This is a genomic window from Leeuwenhoekiella polynyae (genome assembly GCF_004104075.1).
GTDB lineage: Bacteria > Bacteroidota > Bacteroidia > Flavobacteriales > Flavobacteriaceae > Leeuwenhoekiella > Leeuwenhoekiella polynyae.
Map to the genome: position 1 here is coordinate 1 of NZ_QOVK01000022.1, position 17991 is coordinate 17991.

Below are 17991 nucleotides of genomic sequence, written 5' to 3' on the forward strand. Positions count from 1 at the left end.
CTCTAAGATACCATAATCAATACTGATGTTTTCAGCCTGCTCATAATGCTCCTGAATAAAAGCCTCCTCTTTTTCAGTATTTAAGTCTTCATACCCTGAATTAAAAAGCGCATACAGCTCCGGAAGATACTTTTCAAACGCTTCTATAATTGCTTTTGCACTCCAGATAAAAATACCGGCATTCCAAGAGTAATTTCCTGCTGCCAAAAATTGCTTTGCAGTCGCATAATCTGGCTTTTCTTTAAATGCTTTTACGTTCTTAATTGCAGAATCACCAGAAGCATACTGAATGTATCCATAACCCGTATGTGGGAATGTGGGTTCAATACCTAGCGTAACCAATAATTTTTCTTCAGAAATATCCGTTTCACAAGCCTTAAAAGCCGTTTCTAGATCCGTTAAAAATGCCGACTCATTCTCGATCCAATGATCACTTGGCGCTACGATCATCACCCCATCTGGATTCGCCTTATAAATCTTTAAAGCTGCTAACAAAATACAAGGCGCAGTATTTCGCATGGCGGGTTCTAAAACTATATTTTCATCTTTAACCTGTGGCAATTGTTCGTTTACTAAAGCTTTGTAGTTCTCATTAGTCAGAACCAAAACATTATCTGCAGGAACCGTTTGAGATAAACGACCAAAGGTGCGCTCTATAAGCGTTTCTCCTGCACCTAAAATATCATGAAATTGCTTGGGATAATAAGCTTTACTGAGTGGCCAAAATCGGGAACCAACTCCCCCGGCCATAATAATTGCATAGTAGTTAGGATTTTTCATTTGTTGATTTTAATAGCGTTGATGTTGTAATTCTATAAGTCGTTTATGGAATCGTAAATATAGTATTTTCTAACCCGGTTTAGATAGGGTTTTTAATTCGTAATGTTTTGAATAACTGAAGGCTAGCACTGCTTGTAGACGAGGTATTTAAATTATTGTATTAGTGCCAGTAATAGTCTGCTTGATGTTTAGTGTTTGGAGTTAAAGTATAAATGAGGTGAAAGGTATGCACCTCACTAATATAGAATGACCCATTAAAGGTGAGCAACAATACAAGTAGCCGTAAAAATAAGGAATAGGAACAAGGAATAAGAAAAACAAAAAAAAGGACACCCCTTGGAGCATCCTTTTTTTTTAGTATCTAAAATCTTATGTATCTAGTCTGGTTAAGTCTATAAACTGCTTTTAAAGCGTTCCCAAAACGAGGGTTTATCTTGTCCATAGGCATACCCGTATTTATTTCCATACCCAAAATTGGCGGTTTTCACATCGTTGATCACAAAACTGATATCGTGTAACTTTCCATCGTTTTGTGCATCTACCGCAAAGTTGATCAGTTTTTTCTCGGTATACCCGGCACGGGTAACATACAGGATCAGATCGGCATATTTACTGATCAGGAAGGTATCGGCCACCAGCATCGACGGGGCGGTATCCACGATCACATAATCATACTTCTCTCGTAGTTCGTCGAGCATACGCCCGAATTTCGATTGGCGTAGGAGCTCTGAAGGATTCGGTGGGATACTACCGGATAAAAACAATTTTAAGTTGGTATGAAACTTAGAATCATGGATCAGCGATTCCAACTTATGATCATCATTTACGAGGTAATCACTCACCCCCAACAGACTTTTCGATTCGGTATCGTAGCGCTGCAGTTGCGGGTTCCGCAAATCTGCCCCGATCAACACCACCTTTTTCCCGGTATTGGCCAAAGTCATCGCCAGATTGATACTGGTAAAAGTTTTCCCTTCCCCTTTTACCGTAGAGGTAGTATACAAACAATAGCCTTTGTCTTGATGCTTGGCATTAACCAATAAATACTGCAGGTTAGTGGTGAGGATTCTAAAGGATTCTGCGAGTACCGACCGGTCATTCTCCTCGATCAGATCCGAATCCCCTTTAGCGATCCGCGGTAATTCACCGACAATAGGAATTGCTCGGGTGATTTTCTCCAGATCTTCCCGGCGCTCGATTTTGTTATTGAGTAAACGACGAACATAGAGTATTAAAAAGGGTATGGCCAACCCTATTAACACCGCTGCGGCTAAAACAATCTTCGGTTTGGGAGAAAGTGGCGTATTCAATGTATATGCTGAATCTACGATCTTAGCTTTAGGGGAAGTAGCAGCAAGGGATAAGGAATTTTCTTCCCGTTTTTGCAAGAGAAAGATATACAAAGCTTCTTTGATCTCCTGCTGTCGGGAAATGTCCCGAAATTGCCGCTCTTTAGCGGGTACCTGAGCGATCTCTGAACCGATTAAATTAGTCTGCTGCCGCAACCCGCGTTGTGCGATTTGTAGACTGTTTACAGTGCGCTCCAATCCGCCCATAATGGTTTGCCGCAACTGCTCGATTTGCTGATTCAAGCGGGTAACTGTGGGATTGAGCTTCGTCGCTCCGCTTAAGATTCGGTTGCGTTCCAACACCAAATCATTATAACTAGCGATCTGGGCATTCACCGATTCCCCTTCCAACCCGATATCCGCCGGTAACAAGCCGGATTCTGCTCCCTCTTCCTGCAAATAAGATATAATAGACTGCGCTACCGAAAGCTGGGTTTGAATTTCTTGTTCCCGCTTCCGGTAATCACTCGCATTTTCCACAATGAGCTGAGACTCGGCTTCAATATTCGTAAGATTGTTGGTCTCTTTAAAATCTTCCAAGCCCACTTCTACCGTATCCAACTCTCCACTGATGATCTGCAAACGCTCATCGATAAACTTGGCGGTATTCACCGCCACCTCATTCTTATCTTCAATAGCCTCCTTATTATACTCAAAGATCAGCTGATCCAGAATATCCTGCGCTTTTTGCTTGACGGGGCTTCCTAAATTAAATTCCAGCAGCGTGGCATTATCATCTATTAGATTGATCTCTACGGCTTCCCGATAGGTATCAGCAACATCCGTTACAGCTTGGATTTTCACCAGGACCGATTCTTTGTCACTGGACTCCGGATTATCACGGATGATGATGGTCGCAAAGGGTAGGGTAACCAATTCATCAGGTTGAACTTCTAAAGTTTCTCCACTTTCTGTAAAATTAAGCTGGAGCTTTTCAGAGCTCTGTATGGGTTCTATGCTAAACTGATTCAAATCTGCTTCGTCAGCTTCGGTCAGTTCTTCTTTATTTAAATTGACCACCTCAACTAAGTAGGGAGTATCCGCATACAATTCTTCAGAATTAAAGCCATTCAGATCGTAGTAACTCACATTTAAGTTTAACGCGCGCACGGTATTGATCATCAAACGCCGGGATTTTAGCAATCCGATCTCATTTTCAATAGAATTGGTACTCATCCCGCCCAATAAACCTAAATCTGCAAATTCCGCTGCCCCGGCGCCTAGCCCCCCGCCTTTACTCTCTTCATCTTTAATAATTACACTGGCTACCGTATCATACACGGGTACACTTATACGTAAATAAATAAATGCTATAAGCAAACAACTGAGTGTCCCTAAGACAAACCAAGGCCAATACCTCAGGTATTTATCCAGTTCTTCCCTTAGGTTGATCTCTTCATTCAGTTCATTCATATGTTCTTTCTACTATATATAATTATCTTACAAATAATACTACTAAGGAAATCAACACGGAAGCTACAGAAATAAACAACCCACTATTCGGGTTTAAACTCCCGGCCTGCCGCTGCGAACCATTCAACTCCACATACAATACGTCGTTTTGCTTCAGGTAATAATACTCGGAGTCGATAACACTGTTATTGGTTAGATCTAAATACGCCTTGGTCACTTTTCCGTTTTCTTCCCGCATGACCAAGACATTATCGCGACGCCCGTAAATTTGCATATCCCCGGCCAGACCCAAGGCTTTAGGAATGGTTAAATATTCATTGGAGATCGTATAGGTTCCCGGTCGTTGCACTGCCCCTAGGACGGAGACCTGAAAATTAGAGAGTTTGACATTCACGATGGGATTGGCTACATAATCGGTAATCATATTCTTTAACTTTTCGGCTAAAGCGACCCGCGTTAACCCGCGTACCTGAATCGTACCCAATACCGGAAATTCAATATTCCCGTTTTGATCCACCAAGTAGGTTTGCAGTTGAGCAGCCCCCCCCACATTTACAGTACCCCCGGTTACATTATTAGAGCCGGTGACAGGAGGATTGAAAGGCAGTGCGGCTTCTTGCTCGATCGCACTTACCGTTATCGTTAACTCATCATTGGGTTGTATGGTTAAAAAGGACTTCGCCGGCTGCTCCATTGAGATTTGTGCGGGAATAGCCAATTCATCCGGTTCGTAAAAATAGGTGGTATCCTTACGGGAAACACAAGAGCTGCACAGCAGCAGACTCATGATAAAAATACATGTAAAATTTTGATAATTCTTCATCTGTAAACTTTGGTCAAAAATAAGATTATCTTTTAAAGGGCAAACATTTAATTGTATTTAGTAGGCCTTTTCTTCGCCCTGAACTGCATTTAAGACGGTTTTGATGATAATCTTGACATCCAGCAATAAACTCCATTTTTCCACATAAAAAATATCCAATCGGGTGCGGTTGACGATATCAGCCTGCTGTACGATCTCGCCCCGATAACCGCGCACTTGTGCCAGGCCGGTGATCCCGGGTTTTACAAAGTGGCGCACCAAATACTTATCTACGGAGGTTTGATACTTTTCGGTATGCAGTTCCATATGCGGCCTCGGACCCACCACACTCATATCCCCCAGCAAAACGTTATAAAACTGCGGCAATTCATCAATACTGGTGCGTCGTAAAATACGCCCCAGCTTCGTCACCCGTTTGTCGTTTTTGGTCATCATTTTGGTATCGGCATCCGCCGTTGTGGTCATCGAACGGAATTTATAACACCAAAACACCTTCCGGTTCACCCCATGCCGTCTTTGCTTAAAGAATAAGGGCTCATTCGAATCAAAACGCTGCAAAATATAAACCAACGGACTCAACCATGACAACACCCCGACGATCACCAAGAGGGCAAACACCACATCAAAACAGCGCTTCACCACCTTAGCATAGGGTGTTTCCAGGGGCAATTCCCGCAGATTGAGCACGGGGACATTGTCATACAATTCGATCGTCATGGCCCGGGTAAAGATTTCCTTATTATCGGGTACCACCTTCAGTTTGATCAGATTATTATCGGCAAATGCCATCAGATTGAAGAGTTGGGCCTGAGACAAACGCGAGGCGATACAAAAAATCTGTTGTATTTGATGCTCGCGTATGTAGCGAAAACACTCTTCTACTTTCCCCAGATAGGTAGGACTCTTGGAGTCGCTATTGTCAAAATACCCCAGATACCGGTACCCCAGATCAGGTTCATCAAACACCTTCCGGATCTTTTTCAAATTGCGATCTCGTCCGATCACCACAACATGAACCGCATTCCCGCCGGTTTCACGATACCGCGCCCGGGCATAATAAAACAAAATCCGGTAGAGTAGTAAACATGCAAACAACCCCAGCAACACGTTTGTATGATAACCAATAGAACCCATACGGATTTTACTCAGACTAAACCAGGCAAAATAAGCGAGCGTAAATAAAATATACAATTGCAGTGGCTTATGCAGATTGGTAAAAAACCGCTCCTTCCGCGAGGTGGGATAATAGTCTATCGCATACGCACTCATCAACCAGGAAGCATTGTAAAACAGGATCGAGTTGATATTGAGATACACCTCCGGTATAAACCATGCTAAAAAACCATTCAACAGCGTTAAATGGATCAGGATACTTATGGGGACGATGAGTGCAGAACGTTTCATCAGCTGTTTTTGCTAGTTGTTGGTACTAAGAGTGTATACGAATGTCGATGCAACTTAACTTTTTATTAAGAGATACCGTTGAATCCTTTTTAATTAGTATAAACAAGTTGTTGCTCAAAATAGTTAATGGTTTGCTCCAACCCCTGCTGCAATGCAGTATGAGGTCTCCACAAGGGAATCAGTTGAGTTGCGAGTTGTATATCCGGCTGGCGTTGTTTGGGGTCATCCTCAGGTAAAGACTGAAATACCAATTTTGAAGAGGACCCGGTCAAATCTATGATGGTTTTTGCTAATTCTAACATCGTAACCTCATCGGGATTCCCCAGATTCACAGGTCCGGTGACTGAGGCATCGGTTTGCATCAATGCTAGCAGCCCGTCCACCAAATCAGCTACATACTGAAAGCTACGGGTCTGACTTCCATCTCCAAAGATCGTTAAATCTTTCCCTTGCAACGCCTGTACGATAAAATTAGAAACCACCCGCCCGTCGTTGACATTCATATGCGGCCCGTAGGTATTGAAGATCCTGGCGATCTTGATGGCCACTCCATTCTGGGTATGATAATCCATAAACAAGGTCTCGGCACAGCGCTTGCCTTCATCATAACATGAGCGCGGGCCAATGGGGTTGACATTCCCCCAATAGATTTCGGGTTGGGGATGTACCGCAGGATCCCCGTACACCTCAGAGGTGCTCGCTTGTAAGATCTTCGCTTTAACCCGCTTCGCTAAGCCCAACATGTTGATCGCACCCATCACCGAGGTCTTGATCGTCTTGATGGGGTTATACTGATAATGCACCGGGCTGGCAGGACAGGCCAGATTGTAGATCTCATCCACCTCCGCATAATACGGTTCGGTGATATCATGCCGCACCAGTTCAAAATACGGATTCTCTAACAATTCAAGGATATTCTGCTTACTCCCGGTAAAATAATTATCCAGACAGATCACCTCATTACCTTCGGCTAGCAAACGCATACACAAATGCGAACCGATAAATCCGGCACCCCCAGTGACAAGTATTTTTTTCAAAATTTACGTATTAGATGTTCTAAGACTCTCATTATAAAAAGCTGCATATTTTGATCGGACAAATTGAGACAATTTATTTTTAAATTCAGCTACCTCAAATGACTCAGCATGTTTACGAATTACAGCGGGATCAAATTGAAAACCACCACCCTCAAAACGCGCTACGGCATCAATAAGAGCAGCAGGAGTTTGTTCTTTAAAATACATACCGGTTTTTCCATCGACAACGGTTTCCAAAGCGCCTCCTTTCCCGTAAGCGATCACAGGAGTCCCGCAGGCTTGAGCCTCTAAAGGAACGATTCCAAAATCTTCTTCAGCAGCAAACACAAAAGCTTTAGCCCGTTTCATATGATCTTTTAGAACACTAAAAGGTTGATATCCTAAAATTTTTACGTTAGTTCCTGCAAGTTTTTTGATTTTCCCCATATCAGGCCCGTCACCGATCACAACCAGCCTTTTATCCGGGAGTTCCTTAAAAGCTGCAACGATCAAATCGATTTTTTTATAGGGCACCAGTCTGGAACATGTGAAATAAAAATCCTCTTTCTCTGCCTGAAACTCAAAATCCTGAAACGCAACCGGCGGGTAAATGGTTTCAGCACTTCTTCGGTATACTTTTTCGATGCGCTTGCCAATATAATTGGAGTTTCCTATAAAGTGGTCTACCCGATTAGACGCGATCACATCCCAGATACGCAGTTTATGTAAAAAATATTTTACCACAAAACCCTTTATCCCGTTCTGCAAACCCGCTTCCGCTATATACTGATGATGCAGATCCCAGGCATAACGTACTGGAGAATGACAATAACAAATATGCAATTGCTTACTGTTGGTCATAACCCCTTTCGCTACGGCGTACGAAGAACTGATAATCAAATTATATTCAGAAAGATCAAAACTCTCAATGGCTAGGCTAAAAAAAGGTAGGTAATTTCGGTATTGGGTTTTCGCAAACGGAAATTTTTGAATAAACGAGGCGGTTACCTGCTCTGCAGGTATATCCAATTTCTCCAGAATTTGCGGTGTATATACCAACGTATAGACATCGGCTTGAGGATAAAGCTGGTAAATGGCTTTAAAGACTTGCTCAGCTCCACCCATTTCTGTTAACCAATCTTGTACAAGAGCTACTTTCATGAAGTCAACAAAGAATTAAATAGTTGAATGTGTTCTCTTAAGCAGTGTTCCCACGTGAATTCATCAATGCGTCTACGCCCCTTCTCAATTAATTCAATTCGAACTCCATCCTCATTAGAAATTTGTCGCATTTGATTAAAAATGGATTCAAAATCAAATGGATCAAAGTACAATACCGCATCACCACATATTTCAGGCATACTTGCCGTATTTGACACTATACAGGGCGTATCATATAGCATAGCCTCCAAAGGAGGAAGGCCGAAACCTTCATAAATAGAGGGAAACACTAAACAAAATGCATTTTTATAATAACCTGCTAAATGATCATCATCAACATAACCCGTAAACAGAACATTATCTTTCAACAAAAGATCAGTTTCTATCAAGTTTATTAAATTTTCATCTCCTGTTATAAAGCCCTCTCTTTTTCCTACAATAACAAACTTTTTTGTTGCCCTATTTACCGGTTCAAACTCTAAAAATTTCTTATAAGCCAGAATAGCATTTTTTAAATTTTTATGAGGCTTGACGTTTCCAACATATAAAAAATAATTATCATCAGGTATACTGACCAAATTTTCTGATAAACAATTGACACCATTGTAAATACGAGTAATACGCTTCGGCTTAATAAATGTACGTGCTTGTATTTCAGATTTTGAAAATTCAGAAACAGTAATAACATCCTCAGCTTTATGGGTAGCTAAATTTATAAGCAGATGTGCATAAACCCGTTGTTTTAAATTTAAACTTTTTGCGTGAGCTAAATGAAAAACATCGTGAATAGTGACAACTAAATGTTTTGCTGGCACTGAAAAAACTGGTATGTTATAATGGGGCGACCAAAAAATATCACATTTGGATATAAGTTTCCGAAAAACAAATTGTTCGCGAATTGAGTAGATTGGTTCTGCAAATTCTATTACTTCTACACAGGTTTCTAAGAATTGTAATTCTTTCAGATTCCCTAATAAGATTATTGTAGTACTTCTGGTTTTGTAGTATCTAATTAAACCAGGTACAATATTTTGTAAATACCTTCCAATACCAGATGATTGATACATTCTACAATCTACAACTAGAATGTTTTGCATTTAAATTTATTTAAATAATCCATATTCGAAATGCAAATTTTGATTATTATTAATACCTTTTCTAAAAGTTCCAGAATTGAAATAAATGTTACCTATTTGATTTCGAACAGTTGATAATTCCGAAAAAGGAAGATACGAATTGATAAAATTAAGGTCACTTCCATTTACCCCTTCTAACAAAAGTGTATTAGGGCTTTCAACACCAAAATTAATAAAAGTCGTATTATAGCCACTTATTCTTAAAGAAGATTTCTCTGTTCTATTATGAATACGAATGCTCTCATATAAACATCTATTCCCTCCTAACACATAAGAAAATATGTCTTTAGAATCAGAAGTTCTTTCAGAATGGATATTTGAAAAAACGCAACTAAAAACATCAGGTCCGATATATATTGCTTTTTTATCAGATTGTTCCACTTGTAATTGATCCCAAGTAGACATATTGGTAGTTTCCCCATTAATTGAGTTAACACTAAAAGCGTATTCATCTGAGTTTCCACATAGCTCTACTGATATAGATTTAAAGTATGAGTCATATACGTTTTCTATTTTAAAGCCATAACCATTTAAACCAAGAATACGAATGTTTTCAAATGTAGATAAGACAATAGAATTATTAACAGCTTCTGAAGCTAATTCACCTTCTATTAAAATCCCATTACTATTAATACGATTATTTAAAGGTCTATACTCACCAATAGTAAAATCACTATAATTACCAGAATATTTTATATGAAACGTAACTTCTAAACCACTACGAGGTATTAAAATCGTAGCAAGTTTTCCTTTACCATAAACCCCTAATAAACCCATAGGTACAATAATGGGTCTTGAAATTTTAAATACCCCTGCAGGTAGACTTACGTATTTTTTCAAAAAAGCAGCCGTACGCATTGCTCTTTTAATTTCATCAGTAATATCATCGCTAATCGAATGACGATACCAATCGACTAAAATCTCATCCCCATCAAAAACCCTCTTCCATATAAAATTTGTAATTGACGATTTAAAGTATACACCACGGTCTAAATTAGTTGAATTTGACTTAGATATTAATTTAAACAATCCAGAAGAAATACCGTTTTCTACAAATACAAGTTCATCAGTTTTTATTGCTTCAAGCTCTTCAAAAGAGCTACAAACAATTACGTTTTTATAATTAACAGTTACTCTAGGTCCTTTCTTTATTTGGCCTTTGAGACTAGATATTTCACGTGAATAATTTTTCAATTTTGATAAAAGAGATATCTGCACATCGTCTTTCTCTCCCTTCACTTGAGAATAAGAATTAGTAAAAAAAACAAAAATTATGTATATACAAATATGTCGTAATATCATTTAATAGTTAAATTCATAGTAAGTGGTTCTTCTAGATATCGCTCTTTACAGTAAAATATTGCCGTAATGATTCCGAATAAATACCATATGTATTGAAAATATGTCTGGACCCCGAAGAACTGGACAATAATAAAAATCAGAATTAAATATTTCAAAACCTTATATTTAGTTTTACGATATAAAATGTATAATATTCTAAAAAATAAAAAAATTCCAATAACGCCTGTTTCTATTAATAAATTAGTAATACCACCCAAACCTGTTAAATCCCATTCTTTCACACTAGGCAAAACCCCCAAATAATTAGGGTTATTACGAGTTAAAGAATAATTACCCAGTCCTACTCCGAGTAAAAAATTATCTTCTATCATTTTAGGGGCAATTACAGTTGCTGCTATTCTGCCCATAATTAAATTAGCATCATCAGGCCTTTTAGCAATTTGAAGCTCAATTTCATTATAATCGGAAATATAACCTTCTATTCTATCTACAAAGTCAAAATAACTGTTTATTATTACGGTAAAAAGTAATAGAACCGATAAAGTTCCAATGACTTTTGGAATTGATATTTTTTGTTTATACAGCTGTTGTAAAATAAGTGCAACAATAAAAAAAAGGACCGATGCTTTAGATTGTGTTGCTGCTATTAGGATTATAACAAGCACCAACCATTTTAAATTTCTTCCAAATAAAAAATTTCGGACTATAAAATAAAAAACAACGAATAAACCAAATGGCCCGCCTTCAACATACCCCCCTCTTAATCGGCCACCCCCATATACAAATGGACTATCAACACCGATAAAACTCAATACATACATCAAAATAAAAAAACAAAAAAACAAAAAAACAAATTGATCAATTTGCTTCAGAAATTTATCATTAAATCTTTTTGAATTAGTTACTAAGATATCATGTATTATTAATCCAAAACAAACACAACCCAATAGCTGAATTAATCTTGAAATACTAATCCAACCAGGCTGCCTTAAAATACTTAAATCACTACTAGGCAAATAAATTTTCACCCAAATCATGACAATTATAGAACTTATAAAATAGAACACAAATAGTTTGAAAAGCTGAATATAAGGCTTGTAAAAATGCTTTCGCCCTATATTTAAAAAATAGTAAAATATAAGTACTACAGAAAAAAGATCTCCAACTTTAACCAATCCCAATTTAAAATCAGTCAGTTGCATACTACTTGCTATAGCAAATGCGAGAATATAATGTTGGAGTTTCATCAAGTACTATCTAAAAAGATTTGACAATCAATTGAACAACTTTTATAGCCCTTTTAAACTGGAGTCTTCTAATACGATTTACGATTACCCCTACAAAACCCAAATAGGTGGTTGCCATATTTTTACGATTCAGTTTCTTAACAAAAGTTAACCGACTACTTAGCGACATTAAATCTCCAAACTCACTTTTAATATATTCTTTTTCCTCTTTATGTATGGTTGCCCCCTCCTTATGGTATACAATACTTTTTAAAATGGGTTTAATATCAAAGTGTACTTTTCTAGCTCTTACAGCCCAATCAATCTCCTCATAAAATAAAAAATAGCGTTCCTCCAATAATCCTATCTCCACAAGACATTCTTTAGATATTAGCATAGAAGCTCCTATAGGATAATCAATATGATATTCCTTGTCAAAATCAATTTGCTCTGATGAAATATTATCCAAGACGTGGTTACCCACAGAAAAACAGTAGTTAAAGCTCCCACCTATACCCTGTACAACATCAGGTCGATCATAATACATCAATCGAGAACCCCCAAGACCAACTTTTGGATTCCCATCCATAAAGCATATTGCATTTTCCAAAGCAGTAGGTTCAATAACGGTATCATTGTTCAATAACCAGCAATATTTAAAATCATCACTTTTTAGAGCGTACTGCAAACCTATATTATTGCCTGCAGCATAACCACAATTATTTTCAGCTTTAATAATTAACAATTGCTCCTTAAACTTACCATTCAATAACTCTTCTTCAGTTAAATATCGATATGCTATAGGTTTAATTTCAAGTGGATAAACGATTGAATTGCATAAAGTTTGTATTTGAGTTATGCCACCATTGCACCACTCAATCATCTTCTCAACATCCTCATTATTGGGTGAATTATCAACTAAAAGTAATTGAAAATTCTTGTAAGTACTTTTTAAAACACTTTCTAAGCATTCAACGGTATCTTTCCAACCTTTATGATTAAGTATTATAATATAAACTTTCAACTTAAAATTTATTTAAAATGACCTTAAACTTTCTTTTAATATCATCCAAAAAACTTATCCTATGAAACTTATAAATAAAATCCTTTGAATCTCTTACGTTAAATCCATTTTCAAATAATTGTTCGCAGTAAATTTCTAGCTTCCATAATAAATAAACTAGACTCAACTGATCCCTCTGACTATATTCGTTATAAATACTCCACCAAGATTCATCTAAGTTGACTATACTTTGTTCATTATGCTGCCGATAGATAATATTATTTTCATAGAGCCCCATTTGTTTGGGAAACCGTTCATTTTTAAGAAAAATCATTTGCTCGTCAATCTTATTTTTACCTTCGAGCGCTTTCCCCTTACACATTTCTGCTTCATCATAAATACAATTTCGGTCGGGATGTTTGGCTATAGCTATCTTTGTTCCCTCTTCTACCAATTCTTGTATTCTTTTCTCAAGTTTGTCTGTTTTAATTATAATATTTGCATCTATATAGACACTAATATCGTATTCAGCAAGGACTTTATGAGGCAAAAGTTTAGCATATCGAGAAAGTCTTCTGTTATCTTTTATAGTTGATGGAATTTGTCGTATCTGCCATACACTATCCTCTACAGTCTTTATTGTATTGTTTGAAAAGCAAATAAAGTCCCACTCGGGCATTATGTATAATGGCTCTTCTAAAATATCATAATCTCCCACTAAAGAGGTAAAAATTACTTTTTTCATATCTTTCTAAGCAATGAATTCAATACTATAACAGGTAAAATCAATAAAATATTGATAAAATAAGAATGTCTAACTAACCTAAAAAAATTAGTTAAATTTAAATTTCCATTCGATAATACTTTTAAAACTGTTTTAGAATAGAAATAAATAGATTTATATTTCCAGATAATTCTCTTTTTTGTATTTATTTTATTTTTTAAAAATGAATTTGAAGATTCTATCCAATTTAGATTATTTAAATTCTTCTTAAAATCAGGAACTAAACTTTCATTATTCCCAACAGCATTCCATTGGCCTACTATATCTTTAGATACTATAACATTACTTAGTGATATAAGCTTAACTAAAGATTCTGTATCCGAAGAAATAAAATCCTTACTGTAAAAATTTAATTTTAACGCAGGATCGCGGTTGTAAATGGTTGTAAGATGAGAAAATTTATATTTCGTATACATACCTGATAAAAAATCCTCACCACTCAAAACCTCAGTATTATTTTCTATATCATGCACAACATCAATTTGATGATCGATATAATTTAAACGTTTACAGGCTACATAAACTAAGGGTTTTTGCTTTTCCTTAAATCCAATAATACACCCTAAACCTTTAGATATGAATTCATTATCAACAAAACAATCATCTCCATCGAGATTAACTACATAATCTCCATTTGCACGATGGTATAGTGTTTCATGATAATTTTTCACCCTTCCTAAATTTTTCGAATTATAATAATATGTGATTCTTTCATCCTCTAAAGCCAAATTCTCACAAATTCTACGTGTATTGTCAGGAGAACAATCATCAGATATTATAATCTCAAGATTTGGATAATCTTGATCCATCGCACTTCTGACACTTTTCTCAATAAACAATTCTTGCCCATAAGTTGGGACCATAATAGTGACTAAGGGTAGATTCATCTAATTAGGTACATTAAATTTTTACGTTTGATTAAATAAAATCGATGGAATAATTCAAATAGCTGAGCCAATACGATACCCCACGCCACATTATAGAGAGTTATTGAAAAAAACCTCCAGCAGATCAAGGTAAAACAGAAATAGAATAAAGTCGAATAAATTAAATTCATCATAAAAGACTTATTATAGCCCTTCAGGATTAATACACAAGACCCCACTATTGAACTAAATGGTCTTAGGAGTAGTACCCCTATTACAAAAAATAAGTCAGCTGCTGGTAATAAATCTTGGCCTCCGAGAAGTAAAACGATGGGCTTTCTTAGAAGAATTAATATTAAATACGAAAAAAATAAAACAAGTATTTCAAGTCTTAGTATTTTCTTCAGAAAATTAAAATTCTTCTTTTGAGCAATCAGTGGGAATACGACATTTGTAATATTATCAAACACACTTATTAGAATTCTAAAAACTTTGTAGGCTAAATCGTAATAGGCAACTGCTTGATTACCCACAAAAACACCTAATAAAAAAGCAGGTGTATTGTCCTTAAAACTTGATATTCGGGAGACGAAAATAGGACATGAATCTAGAAAATGATATCTTAAAATTTTGAAATTAACAATGCTAAATGTAATCTTATGCTTATTAAATACAATGTATAAAGAAACCAAGCCAGCTATTATACTTCCCAAACCATTAATTAATGGTACGTAGAGATAATCATCTTCATTGTGTATAAATAAAAAGATTAATCCAAGAAAAATTAATCTGCTAAACAAAGTTAAGTAAGTTATATACTTCATTTGTTCAATTCCTTGAAAATACCAGATTGGGAAAAGAAATTCATAAACACATAACCACATGGTTAAGGTGAAAAGCAACTTATAATCTGAGGCTTGAGGTATTACATAAAAAAGGAGTAGAAGAATAATGAAAGAACATAAAAGTAAAAAAAATTTAATGATGAAAGTAGAACTTACAATCTCACTTAATTTTTTATGATCATTGCGATAAATACTTACCTCCTTTGTTGCACTAATATTAAAACCAAAAGAAACGATAATTACTAAATAACTTATTGTTGTTTGTGCAAATACAACTAAACCATAGGTATCTATACCTAAAGCACGTATTAAATAGGGATATGTAACCAAAGGCAACACCATGTTAAACACCTGCAATACAGACAAATAACCAAAGTTATGGATTAGCTTTTTATGGAAAGACAGCTTATTGAATGTTTTCTTAAACATTATGATAAAGTCTATACCATTTAATAAATTTATCTACTCCTTCCCTTATAGACACATTCCCAGTATAACCCAAAACCTTTAAAGCTGATGTATCTGCCCAGGTTTGGGGTACATCTCCAGCCTGCATTGGTAAAAACTCTTTTACAGCCTCTATACCCAGACTAGTTTCTATAGCATCAACAAAGTCCATTAAGGCTTCCGGTTTCCCATTTCCTATATTGTAGAGACTATAAGCAGGTGTTGATTCATTTTTTTCAGGAGTATTCTTTAACACTATATCAATTCCTGCTATAATATCATCGATATAAGTAAAATCCCGTCGCATTTTGCCATTATTAAAAACTTTAATGGATTCTCCATTTAAAATAGCCTGAGTAAAAAGGTAAATGGCCATATCCGGCCGACCCCAAGGACCATAAACCGTAAAAAAACGCAAACCGGTAGTTGGTATCCCATACAAATGACTATAGGTATAAGCCATCAATTCGTTACTTTTCTTTGTAGCTGCATACAAACTAATAGGATTGTCTACCGGATCTGTTACCGCAAAAGGCACTTTCTCATTTTGACCATACACACTAGAGCTACTGGCATATATCAAATGCTTTATTTTAAAATGTCGGCAACACTCTAAGATGTTTAAAAAACCTACTACATTACTTTGAACATAAGCTTCAGGATTCTCCAAACTGTAACGCACCCCAGCTTGAGCAGCAAGATTCACAACTACATCAAAGCTATGTTTTTCAAATAAGCTTTTTAGATTTGCTTTATCTTCGAGATGCATTCTACTAAAAATATAATTTTCAGTTCGTTCACTTATTACTTCTAGCCCCCATTCAATTTCAGATCTTAAAATTCCTGTCTCTCTTAATCGAGCATATTTTAAATCAACATCATAATAATCATTAATATTATCTAGACCGACAACAAAGTTACCCGCATCTAATAAAGATTTAACTAAATGAAACCCAATAAAACCTGCTGCTCCGGTTACTAATATTTTTGACATCAAATAAATTTTAAAATTTTGAGAGTTCTAAATCTTTCTCAGAAACTATTGTATCAGTTTCAGGGATTTTCCAATCTATATTCAGAGTAGGATCATTATAAATGATACCTCTCTCAGATTTTTTATGGTAAAAATTATCACACTTATAGGCAAAAACAGCTGTTTTACTCAAAACAGAGAATCCATGTCCAAAACCCCGAGGTACAAACAACTGCTTCTTATTTTCAGCGCTGAGTTCTACTGCAATATGCTCCCCATAGGTAGGTGAATCCTTGCGTAAATCTACCGCCACATCCAGAACACTGCCTTCCAAAACCCGTACAAGTTTGGCTTGTGCATAAGCGCCTTGTTGAAAATGAATACCACGCACCACCCCATATTGCGAATAGGATTGGTTGTCCTGCACAAAGTTTACCGGATAGCCTATAGCTCGTTCAAAGCTATCCCTGTTAAAACTTTCAAAAAAATAACCACGATCATCTTCAAAAACACGTGGTTGCAGGATAAAGCAGCCTTTTAAAGCTGTTTCTGTTGCTTGCATACTGTCTTTATTTTTTTTTGTTTTTTTTTGCTGCTAAGCGCAATAAATACTGTCCGTATTCATTTTTACGCAAAGGCGCTGCCAATTCCAATAAGCGTTCTTTAGAAAGGTAGCCTTTTTCAAAAGCGATCTCTTCAAGACATGCTACTTTAAGACCTTGTCTTTTTTCGATGGTTTCAATAAAATTAGAAGCCTCTAGGAGGGATTCATGCGTGCCGGTATCCAACCAGGCATAGCCACGCCCCATCAATTCTACTTTGAGAGCTTCTTGCTTTAAATATTCCTGATTCACAGTAGTAATTTCCAATTCTCCACGGGCACTGGGTTTTATCCCTTTAGCAATTTCCACTACCGAATTGGGATAGAAATACAAGCCTACTACCGCATAGTTGCTTTTAGGTTCTGATGGCTTCTCTTCCAGAGAGATTACGGTCCCGCTTTCGTCAAATTCTGCGACCCCATAACGTTCGGGATCCTGTACATAATACCCAAAAACAGTAGCTTTTTGAGCCTCCTTGACATTTTTTACCGCTGCATCTAACAATTCCGTAAGTCCGTGGCCATAAAAAATGTTATCCCCCAGGATCAAACACACGTCATCATTACCAATAAATTCCTCCCCGATTAAAAAAGCCTGCGCCAATCCATCAGGACTGGGCTGCTCGGCATAGCTCAACTGCACCCCAAAATCAGAACCATCACCCAATAAATTTTTAAAATTAGGCAAGTCGTGGGGTGTTGAAATAATTAAAACTTCATTGATTCCTGCCAACATCAATACGGAAAGCGGATAATAGATCATCGGCTTATCATAAATAGGCATCAACTGCTTAGAAATAGAACGGGTTAAGGGGTATAGTCGGGTACCGGAGCCTCCGGCTAAAATAATTCCTTTCATATT

16 protein-coding genes are annotated in these 17991 nt (G+C 36.7%); all 16 read right to left on the reverse strand.

Annotation, left to right across the window (positions count from 1 at the left end; genetic code table 11):
- Positions 1-780, reverse strand: a 780-nt coding sequence (locus tag DSM02_RS16920) for a mannose-1-phosphate guanylyltransferase (protein ID WP_240674094.1), incomplete at its 3' end; no start/stop codon positions are given.
- A gap of 392 nt (positions 781-1172) precedes the next feature.
- On the reverse strand, positions 1173-3542 hold the full coding sequence (locus DSM02_RS16925) for a GumC family protein (protein WP_128766717.1): 2370 nt from the start codon (positions 3540-3542) through the stop codon (positions 1173-1175).
- Between the two features lie 22 nt (positions 3543-3564).
- Complete coding sequence (locus tag DSM02_RS16930; protein WP_128766718.1) at positions 3565-4365, reverse strand: polysaccharide biosynthesis/export family protein; 801 nt, start codon at positions 4363-4365, stop codon at positions 3565-3567.
- Positions 4366-4422: 57 nt separating this feature from the next.
- A complete protein-coding gene (locus DSM02_RS16935) occupies positions 4423-5769 on the reverse strand; it encodes an exopolysaccharide biosynthesis polyprenyl glycosylphosphotransferase (protein WP_128766719.1) in 1347 nt (448 codons plus the stop codon).
- A gap of 89 nt (positions 5770-5858) precedes the next feature.
- A complete protein-coding gene (locus DSM02_RS16940; RefSeq protein ID WP_128766720.1) occupies positions 5859-6806 on the reverse strand; it encodes a UDP-glucuronic acid decarboxylase family protein in 948 nt (315 codons plus the stop codon).
- 3 nt (positions 6807-6809) lie between these two features.
- Positions 6810-7946: a glycosyltransferase family 4 protein gene (locus tag DSM02_RS16945; RefSeq protein WP_128766721.1), complete on the reverse strand. Its 1137-nt coding sequence runs from the start codon at positions 7944-7946 to the stop codon at positions 6810-6812.
- Positions 7943-9043, reverse strand: a complete 1101-nt coding sequence (locus DSM02_RS16950) for a glycosyltransferase family 4 protein (RefSeq protein ID WP_205875167.1) — start codon at positions 9041-9043, stop codon at positions 7943-7945. Before DSM02_RS16950 ends, DSM02_RS16945 begins: the two co-directional genes overlap by 4 nt.
- 6 nt (positions 9044-9049) lie before the next feature.
- Positions 9050-10321, reverse strand: a complete 1272-nt coding sequence (locus DSM02_RS16955) for a hypothetical protein (protein ID WP_128766722.1) — start codon at positions 10319-10321, stop codon at positions 9050-9052.
- 59 nt (positions 10322-10380) lie between these two features.
- Complete coding sequence (locus DSM02_RS16960) at positions 10381-11631, reverse strand: O-antigen ligase family protein (protein WP_128766723.1); 1251 nt, start codon at positions 11629-11631, stop codon at positions 10381-10383.
- Positions 11632-11641: 10 nt separating this feature from the next.
- A complete protein-coding gene (locus DSM02_RS16965) occupies positions 11642-12634 on the reverse strand; it encodes a glycosyltransferase family 2 protein (RefSeq protein ID WP_128766724.1) in 993 nt (330 codons plus the stop codon).
- Position 12635: 1 nt separating this feature from the next.
- Positions 12636-13358: a glycosyltransferase domain-containing protein gene (locus DSM02_RS16970; protein WP_128766725.1), complete on the reverse strand. Its 723-nt coding sequence runs from the start codon at positions 13356-13358 to the stop codon at positions 12636-12638.
- A complete protein-coding gene (locus tag DSM02_RS16975) occupies positions 13355-14260 on the reverse strand; it encodes a glycosyltransferase family 2 protein (protein WP_164918335.1) in 906 nt (301 codons plus the stop codon). The genes DSM02_RS16970 and DSM02_RS16975 overlap by 4 nt, the downstream gene beginning before the upstream one ends.
- Before the next feature lie 20 nt (positions 14261-14280).
- The gene (locus DSM02_RS16980) at positions 14281-15537 is read right to left on the reverse strand and encodes an oligosaccharide flippase family protein (protein ID WP_128766727.1); all 1257 of its coding nucleotides are present in this window, start codon (positions 15535-15537) and stop codon (positions 14281-14283) included.
- Positions 15530-16549, reverse strand: coding sequence for an NAD-dependent epimerase/dehydratase family protein (locus DSM02_RS16985; RefSeq protein ID WP_317128256.1), 1020 nt, complete (start codon positions 16547-16549; stop codon positions 15530-15532). Before DSM02_RS16985 ends, DSM02_RS16980 begins: the two co-directional genes overlap by 8 nt.
- Before the next feature lie 10 nt (positions 16550-16559).
- Entirely contained in the window at positions 16560-17090 is a 531-nt protein-coding gene (gene rfbC / locus DSM02_RS16990; protein ID WP_128766729.1) for a dTDP-4-dehydrorhamnose 3,5-epimerase, read from the reverse strand.
- 7 nt (positions 17091-17097) lie between these two features.
- On the reverse strand, positions 17098-17988 hold the full coding sequence (gene rfbA / locus DSM02_RS16995; protein ID WP_128766730.1) for a glucose-1-phosphate thymidylyltransferase RfbA: 891 nt from the start codon (positions 17986-17988) through the stop codon (positions 17098-17100).
- Between the last annotated feature and the right edge of the window lie 3 nt (positions 17989-17991).